16 protein-coding genes are annotated in these 15,236 nt (G+C 69.1%); 12 read left to right on the forward strand and 4 right to left on the reverse strand.

Annotated elements, in window-relative coordinates:
* Positions 1-37 precede the first annotated feature (37 nt).
* From fdxA to V9G19_RS08330, 3 genes are all read left to right on the forward strand, one after another.
* A complete protein-coding gene (fdxA, locus tag V9G19_RS08320; RefSeq protein WP_462284988.1) occupies positions 38-367 on the forward strand; it encodes a ferredoxin in 330 nt (109 codons plus the stop codon).
* 9 nt (positions 368-376) lie between these two features.
* Positions 377-1,234: an amidohydrolase family protein gene (locus V9G19_RS08325; RefSeq protein WP_462284989.1), complete on the forward strand. Its 858-nt coding sequence runs from the start codon at positions 377-379 to the stop codon at positions 1,232-1,234.
* Between the two features lie 78 nt (positions 1,235-1,312).
* Positions 1,313-1,750, forward strand: coding sequence for a DUF6158 family protein (locus tag V9G19_RS08330; RefSeq protein WP_462284990.1), 438 nt, complete (start codon positions 1,313-1,315; stop codon positions 1,748-1,750).
* A gap of 22 nt (positions 1,751-1,772) precedes the next feature.
* On the opposite strand, the gene V9G19_RS08335 is transcribed toward V9G19_RS08330, so the two are convergent.
* Positions 1,773-2,579, reverse strand: a complete 807-nt coding sequence (locus tag V9G19_RS08335; RefSeq protein WP_462284991.1) for an enoyl-CoA hydratase/isomerase family protein — start codon at positions 2,577-2,579, stop codon at positions 1,773-1,775.
* A 164-nt stretch (positions 2,580-2,743) separates the two neighbouring features.
* Here V9G19_RS08335 and V9G19_RS08340 point away from each other — a divergent pair, with 164 nt between their 5' ends.
* Positions 2,744-3,403, forward strand: a complete 660-nt coding sequence (locus V9G19_RS08340) for a vitamin K epoxide reductase family protein (RefSeq protein WP_462284992.1) — start codon at positions 2,744-2,746, stop codon at positions 3,401-3,403.
* A gap of 82 nt (positions 3,404-3,485) precedes the next feature.
* On the opposite strand, the gene aroB is transcribed toward V9G19_RS08340, so the two are convergent.
* The 3 genes from aroB to aroC are packed head-to-tail and all read right to left on the reverse strand — an operon-like array spanning position 3,486 to position 6,306.
* The gene (aroB, locus tag V9G19_RS08345) at positions 3,486-4,577 is read right to left on the reverse strand and encodes a 3-dehydroquinate synthase (protein ID WP_462284993.1); all 1,092 of its coding nucleotides are present in this window, start codon (positions 4,575-4,577) and stop codon (positions 3,486-3,488) included.
* Entirely contained in the window at positions 4,574-5,086 is a 513-nt protein-coding gene (locus V9G19_RS08350; protein WP_462284994.1) for a shikimate kinase, read from the reverse strand. The genes aroB and V9G19_RS08350 overlap by 4 nt, the downstream gene beginning before the upstream one ends.
* Complete coding sequence (gene aroC, locus V9G19_RS08355) at positions 5,080-6,306, reverse strand: chorismate synthase (RefSeq protein ID WP_462284995.1); 1,227 nt, start codon at positions 6,304-6,306, stop codon at positions 5,080-5,082. Before aroC ends, V9G19_RS08350 begins: the two co-directional genes overlap by 7 nt.
* 118 nt (positions 6,307-6,424) lie before the next feature.
* Between aroC and V9G19_RS08360 the strand changes: the two genes are divergently transcribed.
* From V9G19_RS08360 to V9G19_RS08395, 8 genes are all read left to right on the forward strand, one after another.
* On the forward strand, positions 6,425-8,002 hold the full coding sequence (locus V9G19_RS08360) for a shikimate kinase (protein WP_462284996.1): 1,578 nt from the start codon (positions 6,425-6,427) through the stop codon (positions 8,000-8,002).
* A 177-nt stretch (positions 8,003-8,179) separates the two neighbouring features.
* Positions 8,180-9,052 (forward strand): shikimate dehydrogenase, encoded by an 873-nt coding sequence (locus V9G19_RS08365; RefSeq protein ID WP_462284997.1) that lies wholly within the window; start codon positions 8,180-8,182, stop codon positions 9,050-9,052.
* Positions 9,049-9,816, forward strand: a complete 768-nt coding sequence (locus tag V9G19_RS08370) for a TetR/AcrR family transcriptional regulator (RefSeq protein WP_462284998.1) — start codon at positions 9,049-9,051, stop codon at positions 9,814-9,816. The genes V9G19_RS08365 and V9G19_RS08370 overlap by 4 nt, the downstream gene beginning before the upstream one ends.
* Positions 9,813-11,042, forward strand: coding sequence for a CaiB/BaiF CoA transferase family protein (locus V9G19_RS08375; RefSeq protein WP_462284999.1), 1,230 nt, complete (start codon positions 9,813-9,815; stop codon positions 11,040-11,042). Before V9G19_RS08370 ends, V9G19_RS08375 begins: the two co-directional genes overlap by 4 nt.
* 37 nt (positions 11,043-11,079) lie before the next feature.
* On the forward strand, positions 11,080-12,132 hold the full coding sequence (locus tag V9G19_RS08380; protein ID WP_462285000.1) for a Gfo/Idh/MocA family protein: 1,053 nt from the start codon (positions 11,080-11,082) through the stop codon (positions 12,130-12,132).
* 72 nt (positions 12,133-12,204) lie between these two features.
* On the forward strand, positions 12,205-12,645 hold the full coding sequence (gene aroQ, locus V9G19_RS08385) for a type II 3-dehydroquinate dehydratase (protein ID WP_462285001.1): 441 nt from the start codon (positions 12,205-12,207) through the stop codon (positions 12,643-12,645).
* A 189-nt stretch (positions 12,646-12,834) separates the two neighbouring features.
* Positions 12,835-14,301, forward strand: coding sequence for an aldehyde dehydrogenase family protein (locus tag V9G19_RS08390; protein ID WP_462285002.1), 1,467 nt, complete (start codon positions 12,835-12,837; stop codon positions 14,299-14,301).
* Between the two features lie 34 nt (positions 14,302-14,335).
* Complete coding sequence (locus V9G19_RS08395; protein WP_462285003.1) at positions 14,336-15,229, forward strand: citryl-CoA lyase; 894 nt, start codon at positions 14,336-14,338, stop codon at positions 15,227-15,229.
* The last annotated feature ends 7 nt before the right edge of the window (positions 15,230-15,236 follow it).

The following is a 15,236-nucleotide window of genomic DNA, read 5'->3' on the forward strand; positions in this document are numbered from 1 at the left end:
CGATGAGCACGGTCCACCCAACGAAGGAGATCGCCTGATGCCCTATGTCATCGGAGGGAACTGCCTCGACGTCATGGACAAGTCATGCACCGAGGAGTGTCCGGTCGACTGCATCTATGAGGGCGAGCGCAAGCTCTACATCAATCCCAAGGAGTGCATCGACTGCGGCGCCTGCGAGCCCGTTTGCCCCGTCGAGGCGATCAGCCAGGACCGGCGGGTTCCCGAAGAGCACAAGCCGCACATCGCCGACAACCGGGCCTTCTTCACCGAAGTGCTCGAGGGTCGGGACGCGCCGCTCGGGGCCCCCGGCGGTTCGCACAAGGTGGGCCCGGTCGGGGTCGACACCCCGATGGTGCGCGATCTCTAGGGCGCACCGGTGATCGACGGTCACGATGTCGTTGACGCCCACGTCCACGTGCCGGTGCTGGGCACCCTCGCACCGGCGTGGATGGACTGGGCCCGCCAGTTCGGCCCGGATGGGCTGCTCGAACGAGTCTGGGACGGTGAGGGCCGGCCCCGCCCGCAGGCTCTCGATGAGCACTTTGCCGAGCAGGGAGTCGACACCGCGATCCTTTTTTGCGAGTACAGCCCCCGCGCCACCGGGATGCAGACGTTCGACGACCTCCTCCCCCTGGTCGAGTTCAACCCGCAGCGCTTCCGGCCGATGGCCAATGTCAACCCGCACCTGCACTTCCCGGTGGTCAAGGAGTTGCGCCGGCAACTCGACCTCGGCGCCGCCGGGCTCAAGCTGCATCCGGTGCACGCGGGCTTCTCCTTGGCCGCTGCCGAGCTCTACCCGGCCTATGCGCTGCTGGAGGAGTTGGGCGCGCCGCTGGTCGTGCACTCGGGAACGAGCACCTTCCCCGGGTCCCGCAACGAACTCGCCGACCCCGAGCTGATGCTCCCGGTGGTGAGCGACTTCCCCGGCCTGCAGATCATCCTCGCCCACGGCGGGCGGGGCTGGTGGTATGACGCCGTCGCCTTCCTCGCCCAGGCCCACGACAACGTCTGGGTCGAGTTGTCCGGTCTGCCGCCGCGGCGGCTGTCGCACTACTACGCCAAGCACGACCTGAGGCGGCTGGCCTGCCGCTTCGTCTTCGCCACGGACTGGCCGGGCGTGCCCTCGGTCGCCGGCAACGCCAAGGCGGTGGCCGAGGTCGTCCCCGAAGACCTCCGGGCGGCCGTGCTGGCCGGCAACGCACGCTCGCTCTACCTCGGGCTCGGGGGCGGCTGAGTCCCGGCGGGTCGCCGACGCGGGTGAGCCGACGCACGATGCCACTCGGCATACGACATCACGAAGGAAGGTAGCGAGATGGAGCAGCAGGACCAGCGCGGTGTGCCCGCGAGCGAACTCAGCGACGAGGAGCTGGAGGCGCAGGGCAAGCAGGCCCACGACACGCGCAACTGGGTGTTCCTGCACGGCAGCGCCGAGCAGTTCGCGCACCATACCGACCGAATGCTCGAGCTGGAGCAGGAGTATCTGCGCCGCCACCCCAAACGCACCTGGCAGGGCACGGCCGGGGACTCGGCGCCGCCGCCGGCGGCCGATCCGGTGGGTGCCTTCCTCGCTCGGATCGTGGCCGCGGGCGGGCGGATGAACAAGCTCGAGGCCCATCACGCCGCCCGTGAGGTCGGCCTGGACCGGGCTGGTGTCGCCGCGCTCTACCGTGCCGACCCGCCGCTAGTGGTCACCTCGGCACAGGATCGGATCGTCACCGACGAGGGCCGCGAGCGCGCCGCGCAAAGCTAGCCGCGTCGGCAAGCCGTTCGGGTCACGCGCCGCCGCGGGCGGCCCAGCCCGGCCACTGCGGGGGTCGTTTCTCGGCGAATGCCCGCACCCCTTCGGCGCGGTCGGCGCTGAACGCCGTGTCCGCCCAGCACTCGTTCTCGATGTTCAGGCCGTCGTCGAGCGGCACGTCCTGGCCCAACCGCATCGCCTTCTTGGCGTTGCGCACGCCGACCGGTGAGTTTGCGGCGATGGCTGCGGCCAGGGCGAGCGCCTCCTCCCGGGGCGCGGCGACCACGCGGTCGGCGAGCCCGAGCCGGTAGGCCTCCTCGGCGTCGATCCGGCGGGCGGTGAAGATCAGATCGGCGGCCCGGGACCACCCGATCCGCCGGACCAGCAACTGCGTGGCGCCGCCACCCGGGATGACACCCACCGCGACCTCGGGCAGCGCGAACACCGCCCGTGGTGAGGCGACGATGACGTCGCACGCGAGCGCCAGCTCGCAGCCGCCGCCGAGGGCGTAACCGTCGACCGCGGCGATCGTGGGCACGGCGAGGTCGTGCAGGCACCGGTAGGCCGCCCGATTGCCCGGCCGCTGCGCCCGCAAATCGTCGTCGGTGAAGGAGTTGCGCTCCTTTAGGTCGGCGCCCACGCAGAATGCCTTCTCCCCCGAGGACGTTAACACGACTGCGCGGACCGACTCGTCGGCGGCGACCTCCTCGGCCGCCGCGCGCAGGGCGCTCGCCAGCGCTGTGGACACCGCGTTCATCGCGTCCGGGCGGTCGAGCACCACCTCGACGACGTGACTCTCGTGACGGACCACCTTGACCAACGAAGCTGCATCGGCGTTCATCTGGCCAGTATCGCCCGGACTGGCCGGCGCGCACAGCCCGCCCAACCTGACCCCCCTGGAGGAGCGGCCTACGCGGGCGGGAACTCCCGACCCATTTCGGGCGTCGAGTAGGTGCGAGGTAGCGTTTGGGCACGGCTGCCCCAAGTACAAGGTGAGGAATGCGCATGTCCGTGGACGAAGGCGCTCGCGTGAGCGGCGATCTCGTCGACGGCGCCGACGACTCGCTGGAGGACACCAACCCGAGGATCCGCACGATCCTCTTCAGCGAGATGCTGATCTTTGCGATCTTGAGCCTGCTCGCCTCCTGGGTGCTCTCGTATGACGCAATCGTGCTCGCCCGCGACCCCGAGGCCCAGCTGAGTTGCTCGATCAACGCGGTGCTCGACTGCGCCAAGGTCGGCTTGACCTGGCAGGCCAATATCTTCGGCTTCCCGAACGCCTACCTGGGCATGGTCTCCGAGCCGGTCGTGATGACGATCGCCGTCGCCTCGCTCGCGGGTGTGCGCTTCCCGCGCTGGTTTATGTTCGTCGGCAACGTCTGCTACCTGCTCGGCGTCATCTTCGCCTACTGGCTGCTCTACCAGTCGACGTTCGTCATCGGCGCCCTGTGCCCCTGGTGCCTGCTGGTGACGGTGTCGACGACCTTCGTCTTCATGTCGATGACCCAGTGGAACATCCGCGAGAACAACCTCTTCCTGCCCGAGGGCGCCCAGCGCAAGGCACTTGGCCTCGTCCGTGGGGGCTGGCTGACCATCGCCCTGATCGCCTGGGTCACGGCGGTCGCCGTCCTCGAAGTCGTCAAGTGGGGACACCGCTTCGTCTGATTCCCGTTGCGTCCGCCGAGAAGGCCGAGGCGCAGCGTCGAGCCGAGGACCTGGTAACGCGCCGGTGTTCGCGAATTGCTGATTAGCCCGGCACGAGGGCATCGAAGGCGGCATGCAACAGGGCAGGGTCGGGACCGACCAGGCGCGTGGGCGAGGCGAGGCCGTCGAGGACGACGAAGCGCAGCGTCGAGCCGCGGGTCTTCTTATCCCGGCCCATGGCGGCGAGCAGCTGATCGAGGGATGCGTCGGCATACGTCGTCGGGAGGCCGGCGAGGGTGAGCGCCGAGCGATGCCGGGCCACGAGCGCCTCGTCGATCAGGCCGCTTCGGTGAGCGAGTTCGGCGGCAAACACCATCCCGATGGCGACCGCCTCGCCGTGGCGCATGGTGTATGCCGCGTGCTGCTCGATGGCGTGCCCGAGAGTGTGCCCATAGTTGAGGATCTCGCGCAGCCCGGCCTCCCGCAGATCCTGGCTGACGACCTCGGCCTTCATCCCGATGGCGCGGGCGATCAGCTCGACCGTCGCCGGCCCCACGTGGCGCAACGACCCCGGATCCCCTTCCGCCAGTTCGAGAATCCGCGGATCGGCGATAAACCCCGCCTTGAGCACCTCGGCCATGCCGGACGCGAAATCCGCCGCCGGCAGCGTCGCCAGGACCTCGACGTCGCAGACCACGCCCAGCGGCTCATAGAACGCACCGACGAGGTTCTTGCCCTCGGCGGTGTTGATCCCGGTCTTCCCGCCGACCGCCGCATCGACCATCGCCAACACGGTGGTCGGCACATTGACGAAGGGCACCCCTCGCAACCAGGCCGCGGCGACGAACCCAGCGAGATCGGTGATGGTCCCGCCGCCCACCCCGACGACGACATCGGTGCGAGTGAACGATTCCCGGCCAAGCAGCCCCCACAACGACGCGGCGACCTCGATCGTCTTGGCCGCCTCTGCATCCGGAACGACGCCGTCGACGACGTGCAATCCGTTGGTGCGCAACGCTTCCCGCACTGGCTCCACGACCCGCGGCAGGGTGCCGCCATGGACGATCAGCACCCGTCGCGCAGCGTCAGGCACGAGCGCGGCAACCTCACCGAGAATCCCGCGACCGAGCACGACATCGTATGCCGCGCCCACGCGCACCCGGCCCACCTCCCCGGAAGCCTTGGGCGCGTTCACGATTCGCCTCGAATCAACGCGGCCACCTCGGCGGCGACCTCGTCCGGGGTCTTGCTGGCGGTGTCGACCCGCTTCCACGCCAGACCCTCATACGTCGGCCGGCGGGCGGTCATCATGGCCACCCAGCTCGCCCGGGGGTTGACCGCAAGGGGTGTTCGGCTCTGGTCGAGGCCGATTCGTTTGGCGGCGTCCGCGATTCCGACATCAAGGAAGACCACCCGCCGATCGGCCAGCCCGGTCTGCACCTCGGGGTCCATCGGGGCGCCCCCACCGAGCGCCAGCACCCCACCGTCCGCGTGGATGGCGTGCAGGACGACGGCGCGCTCGACATCGCGGAAATACTCCTCCCCCGAGTCGATGAAGATCTCGGCGATCGGGCGTCGCTCGTGACCCTCGATCCGTTCGTCCGTATCGGCGTAGGCGACGCCCAATAGCTCCGCGAGCCGGGCTCCGACGGCTGACTTTCCCGACCCTGGCGGCCCGATCAGGACCACGACGGGCTTCACCATGTGCGCATCTCCTGCGGAATCGCCGCGAGATAGTTCTCGAAGTTGCGCCGGGTCTCCCCCACCGAGTCGCCGCCGAACTTCTCCAGGCAGGCCTCGGCGAGAACGAGCGCGACCATTGCTTCGGCCACCACGCCCGCCGCCGGGACCGCACACACGTCGGAGCGTTGATGGATGGCCTTGGCCTCGGCGAGGGGATCGGCGACATCGACGGTGTCCAGGGAGCGCGGCACCGTCGAGATCGGCTTCATTGCCGCGCGCACCCGAAGCACGCCCCCGGCGGACATGCCGCCCTCGGTTCCCCCGGCACGGCCGGTGCGGCGGCGAATCACCCCCGCCGCATCGCGCTCCATCTCGTCGTGCGCCTGCGAGCCGCGCCGCCGGGCGGTGGCGAACCCGTCACCGACCTCGACGCCCTTGATCGCCTGGATGCTCATCAGCGCCGCGGCGAGCCGCGCATCGAGTTTGCGGTCCCACTGGACGTGCGAGCCGAGGCCGGGCGGAACGGCATACGCGATCACCTCGACGACCCCGCCGAGCGTGTCGCCGTCCTTCTTGGCGGCTTCGACCTCGGCGACCATCGCCGCGGAGCCGGCGGCGTCGAGGGTCCGCACCGGGTCGGCGTCGAGCCGCTGCACATCGCCGGGTTCCGGCACGGAAGCGGAGTCAGCGACGCGTGCCATACCGATCGAAATGGTGTGGGAGACAATCTGGATTCCGTATGCCTGCGCCAGCAGCCGCGCGGCCACCTCGCCGAGGGCGACCCGGGCCGCCGTCTCGCGCGCCGAGGCCCGCTCGAGGATCGGGCGGGCGTCCGTGAACCCGTACTTCTGCATCCCGACGAGGTCGGCGTGGCCGGGCCGGGGCCGGGTCAGCGGGCGATTGCGAGCGATCTCCTGGGGGGCGTTGACGTCGTTGCTGGCCGCGAAGTCGGCCGAAGCCACCGGGTCGGCCGACATGACGGTCTGCCATTTTGGCCATTCGCTGTTGCCGATCATGATGGCGATCGGCGACCCCAGCGTGCGCCCGTGCCGCACGCCCCCGAGAAACGTCACCGCATCCTGCTCGAATGCCATCCGGGCGCCGCGGCCGACCCCGAGCCGCCGCCTGGCCAAGGCCCCCTGGACATCGGCGGTGGTCAGCGAGATCCCGGCCGGGAACCCGTCCAGGGTCGCCACCAACGCCTGCCCGTGGGACTCCCCCGCGGTCAGCCAACGCACCATGCCCAGATCCTCGCACGCTCGGCGTGCGCCGCTCGCTCCGCGTCCGGCCTCCAAGAGCGCCCATTGGCAACGGAGGCGGTGATGGCAGGATGCCGAGCATGCTGCGTTGGTTGCGCCGATGATCGTCGTCATCGGCTTTATGGGTGCGGGCAAGACCACCGTCGGGCGGTTCCTGGCCGAACGGCTCGGCGTGCCGTTCGTCGATTCGGACCTGGTCATCGAGCATGAGCAGCAGCGCTCGATCAGGGAGATCTTCGCCGAGCACGGCGAACCCGGGTTCCGTGACGTGGAGGAAGCGACGATCGCCGCACTCCTGGAGGGCCCTGCCTGCGTGCTCTCCCTAGGCGGGGGAGCGTGCGGGCGCGCCGCCACGCGGGAGCGACTCGCCACCCACACCGTGATCTACCTGCACGTCGAATACGACGAGGCGATCGTGCGCGTCGGCCGGGACGAGTACCGGCCGATGCTGCACAACCCGGGCCTTCCCGGCCTGTATGCCGGACGGCTGCAGCTCTACGCGGACACCGCGACGCTGACGTCATACACCACGGGCCGCAGGGTCGAGGACATCGCCCTGGAGATCATCGATCGGATCGTCGGCCGGCCAGAACTCGATGGCACCCGCGGCATTCTCGTGGCTCCCCCGGGCGGGTCCTACCGGGTGCACGTCGGGCTCGGTATCGCCGCCCAGGCCTCGCGGCTCGCCCCCGCTCTGGCGGACGCCGAGCGGGTCGTCGTCCTGGCTGGCGCCAACGATCCCACCGCGGCGATCGTCGCCGACTGCTTCGGTGAACGTGGCCTGCCGGTTCACCAGCTCTCCGTCCCGGCAGGTGCCGACGCCAAGACCTTCGCGACCGTGGGCGAGCTGGCGGGCGAACTCACCAAGCTGAACTGTCACCGGGGCGACCTGCTGGTGGGCGTCGGCGGGGAGGCCGTCTGCGATATCACCGGCTTCCTCGCCGCCACCTTCCATCGCGGTATGCCGCACGCCCTCGTGCCGACAACCCTGGAGGCGCAGGCGGATTCGTCGGTCGGCGGGAAGTGCGGGGTCGACCTGGGCGAGCAGCAGAACGCCCTCGGCGTCATCCACCAACCGGTCGTCGTCGTCTGCGATGTGGCAATCGCTGCGGCCAATGCGGCCGACTTCGACGCGGGCATGGCGGAAATCGTCAAGCACGGTCTGGTCGCCGACCCAGCGCTGCTTGAGACGCTCCGAACCGATCGGGCCGCGGTCCTCGGGCGCGACCCAGCGCGGCTCGTGGAGCTGGTGCGGCGCAGCGTGGAGATCAAGGCGGACATCGTCACCGCCGACGAGCGCGAGGAGGGAGGGCGCCGCAATCTCAACTACGGGCACACCTTCTCCCGCGCCTTCGACCACGTGCCGGCCGCCGCGGCGTCCGGGAACACCCTTGCCCTGGGGCTGATGGCGGCCGCACATCTCAGCCGCCGCCTCGGCCGCCTCGATGACGCCGGCGTTGCCGCGCACCGGGACACCCTGGCCGCCCTGGACTTGCCGACGAGTGTGCGTGTGCGCCTGGACGACCTGGACGCGGCCTTCGCCCGCGACAAGAAGTACCGGCGCGGGTGGCGCTTCGTGGTGCTCGACCGGCTCGGCCGTGCCGAGGCAGGCGTGTCCCCGACACCGGAGGACGTCGCTGCCGCCCTGGCCGACCTCGCGCTGGACGCCCCGGACTGACCCTGAACGAAGAGTTCTCTCCTCCCGCCTCCACGTGGCCGCCCCGCAGGGGCGGCCCGGGTCACTGAGTCGGAGGTGACCGGAAATACCCCGGAATTACTAACTATCTAGTGCGTTAGCGGCAGATGTACGGCACGATGGTGGGTATCGCGACGACGCCCACAGAAAGAGCCCAGCATGACCAGCCAGCTGCCCTTCGCGACACACGCTCTCTTCCTCATCGGCCAGGGCATCGGGGGGAGCCGCACCCCCGCCATGCACATGAAGGAGGGTCGCGAACTCGGGATGTCCACCACCTACCGGCTGCTCGACGCCAGCGTCCACGGCCTGACCGTCGATGACCTCGCCGACGTCTTGCAGTGGGCCCGGCGCCTGGGCTACACCGGGTTTAACGTCACCCACCCCTTCAAGGCGGCGATCATCCCGCACCTGGACGAGCTGTCCGAGCGTGCTCAGGCCCTGGAGGCGGTGAATACGGTCGTGATCCGTGACGGCGTGGCGGTCGGCCACAACACCGACTGGTGTGGCTTCACCCGCGGCATGGAGGGGCAGCTTCCCGGCGTGATGGCCGGTGCCACGGTCGTGCAGGTCGGCGCCGGCGGAGCCGGTTCTGCGGTCGCCTACGGCCTGCTGGACAGCGGAGCCGCCAAGGTCACCCTGATCGACCTCGACCACGAGCGGGCGGCTGCGGTCGCGGACCGGATGGCCCGCCTCTACTCGCCCGACCGGGTCGAGGTCGGGGCGGACCTCGCCGGGGCGTTGGCCGAGGCTGACGGCGTCGTCAACTGCACGCCGATGGGCATGGCGGCCCACCCGGGCTGCGCCATCCCCGACGAGCTGTTGCGGGCCGACCTGTGGGTCAGCGAGATCGTCTACTTCCCGTTGGAGACCGAGCTGGTGCGGCGGGCACGGGCCACGGGCTGCCGGGTCTCAGACGGCGGCGGAATGGCCTGCGAGCAGGCGGTCGAGGCCTTCTTCCAGTTCACCGGGGTCCAACCCGATCGCGGGCGCATGCTCGCTCACCTGCGCGAGATGGTCGGCCACGCATGAGCGTGGGCTCGGCGAGCACAGCGATGAGCAAACGAGCGGCGAGAGGGGATGCCGAGGGCGCGCCGGCCGCCCCCAAGCGCTCCCGCGACCCGGAGCGCACCCAGGCGGATCTGCTCGCCGTGGCCACCCAGGAGTTCGCCCGGCTCGGCTATTTCGGCGCCCGGGTCGATGAGATCGCCGACAAGTCGGCGACCACCAAGCGGATGATCTACTACTACTTCCGTGACAAGCGCGGGCTCTATACCGCGGTCCTGGAGCAGGCGTATGCCGGTATCCGGGCCGCCGAACAGGCCCTCCATCTCGCCGACCTCCCGCCGAGCGCGGCGATGGCGCTGCTCATCCGGCACACCTTCGACTACCACGCCGCGCACCCCGAACTCGGCCGCCTGGTGTCGGCAGAGAACGCGCTGGGCGCCGAGGCGCTGCGCTCCTCGACGCGCCGCGCCTCGGTGAACCTGCCGATTGTCGGGATCCTCGATGACATCCTGGCTCGCGGTCGGGCCAGCGGCGAGTTCCAGAGGCGGGCAGATGCCTTGGAGTTGCACCTGTTCATGTCCGCGCTTGCCCTCTATCCCGTCACGAACGTCGCCACCATCGAGGCGACCTTCGGCGTCGATATCGGGAGCGCAGCTCGCCGGGAGCAGTCGATCGAGACGGTGACCGACATGGTCCTCGCCTGGCTACGCACCCCTCGCAGCGATCGCTCCACTGAACCGCTCGTTGATCCGGCGCAGCGCCCAATCGAAGGAGAACGACGATCATGACCACCAGTGGCAGCCGGCTGCTCGACGGCGTCACCGTCATCGACAACTCCCACTATCTCGCCGGCCCCTACCTGTCGCGCTGCCTGGCCGCGATGGGGGCCGATGTGATCAAGGTCGAGCGCCCCACGATCGGTGATGCCGCGCGGCTGAGCCCGCTCGTCGTCGATCACGGCTACTCGGGCTACTTCATGCAGCAGAACATGGGCAAGCGCGGACTCTGCCTCAACGTCAAGGACCCCGACGGGCTCGACCTCTTCCACCGGCTGGTCAAGAAGGCCGACGTCCTCGTCGAAAACCTGCGGCCCGGTGCGATGAAGCGCATGGGTCTGGACTACGACAGCCTCGCAGGGCTCAACCCGGCGCTCGTCTACTGCTCGATCAGCGCCAACGGCCACACCGGACCCGACTGGGACAGAGCCGGATTCGGCCTCATCGCGGAGGCGAAGTGCGGGGGGATGTCCATGCTCGGCACCCCGGGCGAGGCGCCACCGGTCTATGGGATGTCGTTGGCCGACATGTACACCGGGGCCCATGGCGTCGCGGCCGTTTGCGCCGCCCTGCTCGGTCGCGTCAAGACCGGCAAGGGACAGTTCATCGACCTCTCGCTCTATGACTGCATGGTCTCGATGCACGAGTATGCCGTGCAGGAATACCTGCTCAGCGATGGCGCGATCACGCCCCCGCAGATGGGCAAGGAACTCGCCTCCTCGATCGTCTACGGGGTGTATGCCGCCCGCGACGGCGCCTTCGTCGTGGCCGCCCAGATGGAAGACAGCTGGAAGCGTCTGGCCCGGGTGATCGGCGGCGAGGACCTCGCCGCGGACCAGACCTATTGGAGTGTCACCGGCCGCAACGATAATGCCGACCGCATCCGAGAACTCATCGAGGCCTGGTCGATGAGCCAGGAGTCCGTCGCCGACGTCGTCGCCGAACTCGGTGCCGCCGGGCTGGTCTGCTCCAAGATCCAGACCATCAAGGACGTCGTCGAGGATCCCCAGATCGCCGCGCGCGGCATGATCCTCGACATCGACCATCCCGTCCTCGGCCCGATCCGGCTGCCGAACCATCCGCTCCGGTTCTCCGACGCGGACACCTCCCCGACGCGGGTGGCGCCGACACTGGGCCAGCACAACGCCGAGATCGCCGCCGAACTCGGCTTCTCCACCGAGGAGATCGAGTCCTTGGAGTCTCGCGGGATCCTCTACGCGCCGGCCCCGGCCCGTTGACCCAAACCTGCAGAACGCCGACATCGAAGGAGCAGAGATGCCAGCAACCCGGATCGCCGTCGCGGGAGCCGGCTATATCGGCCGTGACCATATCGCCGCCGCTCGAGCCAGCGACACCGTCGAGCTGTCGGCCATCGTCGATCCCGCCCCGAACGCGGCCAGCGTCGCTGCCGACGCCGGCGTGCCGCTCTATCCGGATCTCGCGGCCCTGTTCGAGCGGGACCGGCCCGACGGAATCGTCCTCGCGACCCCGAACCAGCTCCACCTGGCCCACGCCAGCACGTGCATGGACGCCGGCGTGCCGGTCCTGATCGAGAAGCCGCTGGCGGACTCGGTGGCCGCGAGTGCGGCAATCCACCAGGCAGCGCTGGAGCGGCGGGCGACCGTCCTCGTCGGCCACCACCGGACCCACTCGCCGATCATGCGCCTGGCCCGCGAGATCATCGACTCCGGCCGCCTCGGCCAGCTCGTCGCGGTCAACGGCACGACATTGCTGTGCAAGCCGGACGAGTACTTCGAGCAAGCGCCGTGGCGCAAGGAGCCCGGGGCCGGCCCGATCCTGCTCAACCTCATCCACGAAGTCCACAACCTGCGCATCCTGTGCGGGGAGATCGTGCAGGTGCAGGCGTTCACGTCCAACGCCACCCGCGGCTTTGCCGTCGAGGAGACGGCCGCGGTGGCCCTCCGCTTCGCGAACGGTGTTCTCGGGACTTTCCTCCTCTCGGACGCCGTCGGTTCGGCCCGCAGCTGGGAGCAGACGGCTGCGGAGAACCCCGCCTACCCGACGTACGCCGACGAGGATTGCTACCACGTGGCCGGCACCCTCGGTTCGGTGTCGATCCCGACGTTCCGGCTCAAGACGTATGCCACCGCGGCCGACCGCTCGTGGTGGAAGCCCTTCGAGATCGCGGTGGCCGAATTGCACCGGGCCGACCCGATCCGCCTCCAAATGGAGCACTTCGGGGCGGTCGTCCGCGGCGAGGCAGCGCCGCTGTGCACCGTCGCGGACGGGCTGACCAATGTCCGCGTCGTCGAGGCCGTCCGCGAATCGGCGGCCACCGGGGCGCCGGTCGACATCCCGACACCGTGACTCGCGGCAGCCGAGCCCAACCCGTCCACCCAACTTGCCCGTCCACCCAACTTGCGCGAAAGGCACTCACCAATGGACGTCCTGCTCATCAACGGCCCCAACCTCAACCTGCTCGGCACCCGGAAGCCGGAGTTCTACGGCAGCACCACGCTGGCCGACGTCGAGGCGAGCTTCCGCCGCCAGGGCGCCGAGCGCGGCCTGCAGGTGGACTGTTTCCAGAGCAACCACGAGGGGGCGATCATCGACCGGATCCACCAGTGCCGCACCGACGGAACCCGCTTCATCGTCATCAACCCGGGGGCATTCACCCACACCAGCGTCGCGATCCGTGATGCCTTCGAGGGGGCCGAGGTGCCTTTCGTCGAGGTGCACATCTCGAATGTCCATGCCCGCGACAGCTTCCGGCACCACTCCTTCCTCTCCCCGATCGCCGCCGGGATCGTCGTCGGCTGCGGCGTCTACGGCTACTCGATGGCGCTCGACCTCTGCGCGCACCGGCTGGCGTCCGCGTAGCCGGAGCGGCCGGTGGGACGCTAACGTGAGCTAGATCACATTTACGGTCAATATACTGACCACTATGGTCATTATTAAGTAACAAGTTCGTACATAACTTCCCAGGACCCGGGGAAGCCGCCGCCGAACTGAACGAGCACACCCGATCCGACCTCTCGTGCACCGACGCAGAATGAAGGGATCAGCCACATGGCCGATGTCAAGCGCAGCGAACTCTCCCCCGAGCAGGAGCAGGAGCTCCAGGAAGCCTTCGAGCGGGCGCGTGCGGCGCTGAAGGTCATCGAGACCTACGACCAGGCACGGGTCGATCGGCTGTGCCAGGCGGTGGCGTGGGCGGTCGCCAACACCACGACGTTCCACCGTCTCGTCGAGATGGGCATCGCGGAATCGGGGCTGGGCGACTACGGCAGCCGGATGAACAAGCGGATGAAGATCCGCGGCGTCCTGCGCGATGCCCTGCGCCAGCCCAGCGTCGGCATCATCGAGGAGATCCCCGAGAAGGGTCTGGTCAAGTACGGCAAGCCGGCCGGAATCATCGGCTGCATCGTACCGACGACAAACCCCGACCTCACCCCCGCCGGCAACGCGATCTATGCGATCAAGGCCCGGGATGTCGTCATCTTCTCGCCCCACCCGCGCAGCAAGGACACGACCTTCGAGACCGTGCGGTTGATGCGCGAGGCCCTCGAGGCCGAGGGCGCCCCCGCCGACATCCTGCAGTGCCTGACCAAGCCGAGCCTGCTGGTCAGCCAGGAGCTGATGAAGCGCGCCGACCTGATCATCGCCACCGGCGGCCAGGCGCTGGTGCGCCAGGCCTACAGCTCGGGCAAGCCGGCCTACGGTGTCGGCGCCGGCAATGCCACCGAGTTCCTCGACGAAACGGCCGATGTCAAGGCCACGGCAATGAACTGCATGCTGTCGAAGACCTCGGACTTCGGCTCGGGATGTTCCGCCGACGGCAACGTCCTGGTCCCGCGCTCGCTCTATGGCGAGATGCTCGACGCCCTCGAAGAGGTCGGCGGCTACCGCGCCGACGAAAAGGAGCGGGCCGCGCTCGGCGCGGTCATGTGGGACGCCGAGGGGCACCGCCTGCCCGACACCGTGGCCATCTCGCCCCAGCAGCTCGCCGCCGCCGCCGGCCTGAGCATCCCCGAGGACAAGAAGTTCATCTTCGTCGAGGGCACCGGCATCGGCGAGGAGCACAACTTCTGCAAGGAGAAGCTGACCACGCTGATGGCGGTCCACCCCTACGACGGCTCGTTCGAGGACGGCGTCGACCTGGCCCTTGAGCTCTACGAGGTCGGCGGCAAGGGCCACAGCTGCGGGATAGCCTCCACCGACGACGCCCACATCGACTACTTCGGCAAGACCATGCCGGTCTCGCGCATCATGGTCAACCAGCCGAACTCGCGCGCCAACGCGGGGGCCTTCAACAACGGTATGCCGATGACTTCCTCAATGGGCTGCGGCACCTGGGGCGGCAACATCCTCAGCGAGAACGTCTGCCTCAAGCACTACCTGAACACGACCTGGGTGGCGCGCAAGATCGAGGCCGACCGGCCCTCGGATGCCGATCTCTTCGGCGACTTCTACGACCCGGCGCTCGAGCCCGAGGGCGAGGCCAAGCCCACCGACGCCGCAGTCACGATGTCCTGACCATCGCCCCCCTAGCCGAAGTGACGAGGACGTCATGACCGACAAGAGCGCACAGGAGATCGTCGACGAGGCCCACGCCTGGTGGACCACCGAGATCATCGACATTCACCCCGGCAAGATCGCGATGCGGGGCTACCCCATCGAACAGCTCATCGGGACTGTCACCTTCCCCGAGATGATCTGGCTGATGCTCAAGGGCGAGCTGCTGGCGCCGGGCCGCTCCCGGCTGCTCGAGGCCGCGCTCGTCGCCGCCGTCGACCACGGACCGCACGCCCCCTCGATCTCGATCTCGCGAATGTCCGTCACCTGTGGACTTCCGGTCAACGGCGCCATGGCGAGCGCGATTAACGTCCTCGACGACGTCCACGGCGGAGCCGGCCAGCAGTGCATGACGATGCTCTACGAGATCGCCGAGGAGCTGGCGAGCCCCGGTGAGGCCGGTCAGATCAGCGACGCCGAGATCGCCGCCGCCACCGCAACCGTCACCACCCGCTGGCGCGAGCGCGGGACGAAATACTTCCCCGGCTTCGGGCACCGCTTCCACCCCCTCGACCCCCGGGCCCCGCGCCTGCTCGCACTCGTGGACGAGGCCGCCGCCGCCGGTGCGGTCGACGGGCGCTTCGCCCGGATCGGCCGTGCCGTCGAGGCCGAGATCAGCGCGGGGCGCTCGCGGATCATCCCGATGAACATCGACGCGGCGACCGCCGTCATCTACTGCGAACTCGGCCTCGAACCCGAGCTGGGCCGGGGCGTGTTCATCCTCTCCCGCTCCGTCGGGATCCTCTCCCACGCCTGGGAGCAGAAGCAGCAAGGTGGGCGCATCAAGGGCCCGATGCCGAAGTCCATCGACTACACGTATGCCGGGCCGGCTCGCCGCGACGTGCCGGCCCGTCCCGATCGTTCCCTCGAGCCGGCTGCCGGCCGCTGATCACAAG

The sequence above is a fragment of the Nostocoides sp. genome (genome assembly GCF_037045025.1).
Classification (GTDB): Bacteria; Actinomycetota; Actinomycetes; order Actinomycetales; family Dermatophilaceae; genus Nostocoides_A.

Coding starts and splice junctions, on each gene's coding strand:
- fdxA (WP_462284988.1), top strand. CDS start 38: ATGCCCTATGTCATCGGAGGGAACTGCCTCGACGTCATGGACAAGTCA.
- V9G19_RS08330 (WP_462284990.1), top strand. CDS start 1,313: ATGGAGCAGCAGGACCAGCGCGGTGTGCCCGCGAGCGAACTCAGCGAC.
- V9G19_RS08335 (WP_462284991.1), bottom strand. CDS start 2,579: ATGAACGCCGATGCAGCTTCGTTGGTCAAGGTGGTCCGTCACGAGAGT.
- V9G19_RS08340 (WP_462284992.1), top strand. CDS start 2,744: ATGTCCGTGGACGAAGGCGCTCGCGTGAGCGGCGATCTCGTCGACGGC.
- V9G19_RS08350 (WP_462284994.1), bottom strand. CDS start 5,086: ATGGTGAAGCCCGTCGTGGTCCTGATCGGGCCGCCAGGGTCGGGAAAG.
- aroC (WP_462284995.1), bottom strand. CDS start 6,306: ATGGTGCGTTGGCTGACCGCGGGGGAGTCCCACGGGCAGGCGTTGGTG.
- V9G19_RS08360 (WP_462284996.1), top strand. CDS start 6,425: ATGATCGTCGTCATCGGCTTTATGGGTGCGGGCAAGACCACCGTCGGG.
- V9G19_RS08365 (WP_462284997.1), top strand. CDS start 8,180: ATGACCAGCCAGCTGCCCTTCGCGACACACGCTCTCTTCCTCATCGGC.
- V9G19_RS08370 (WP_462284998.1), top strand. CDS start 9,049: ATGAGCGTGGGCTCGGCGAGCACAGCGATGAGCAAACGAGCGGCGAGA.
- V9G19_RS08375 (WP_462284999.1), top strand. CDS start 9,813: ATGACCACCAGTGGCAGCCGGCTGCTCGACGGCGTCACCGTCATCGAC.
- V9G19_RS08380 (WP_462285000.1), top strand. CDS start 11,080: ATGCCAGCAACCCGGATCGCCGTCGCGGGAGCCGGCTATATCGGCCGT.
- aroQ (WP_462285001.1), top strand. CDS start 12,205: ATGGACGTCCTGCTCATCAACGGCCCCAACCTCAACCTGCTCGGCACC.
- V9G19_RS08390 (WP_462285002.1), top strand. CDS start 12,835: ATGGCCGATGTCAAGCGCAGCGAACTCTCCCCCGAGCAGGAGCAGGAG.
- V9G19_RS08395 (WP_462285003.1), top strand. CDS start 14,336: ATGACCGACAAGAGCGCACAGGAGATCGTCGACGAGGCCCACGCCTGG.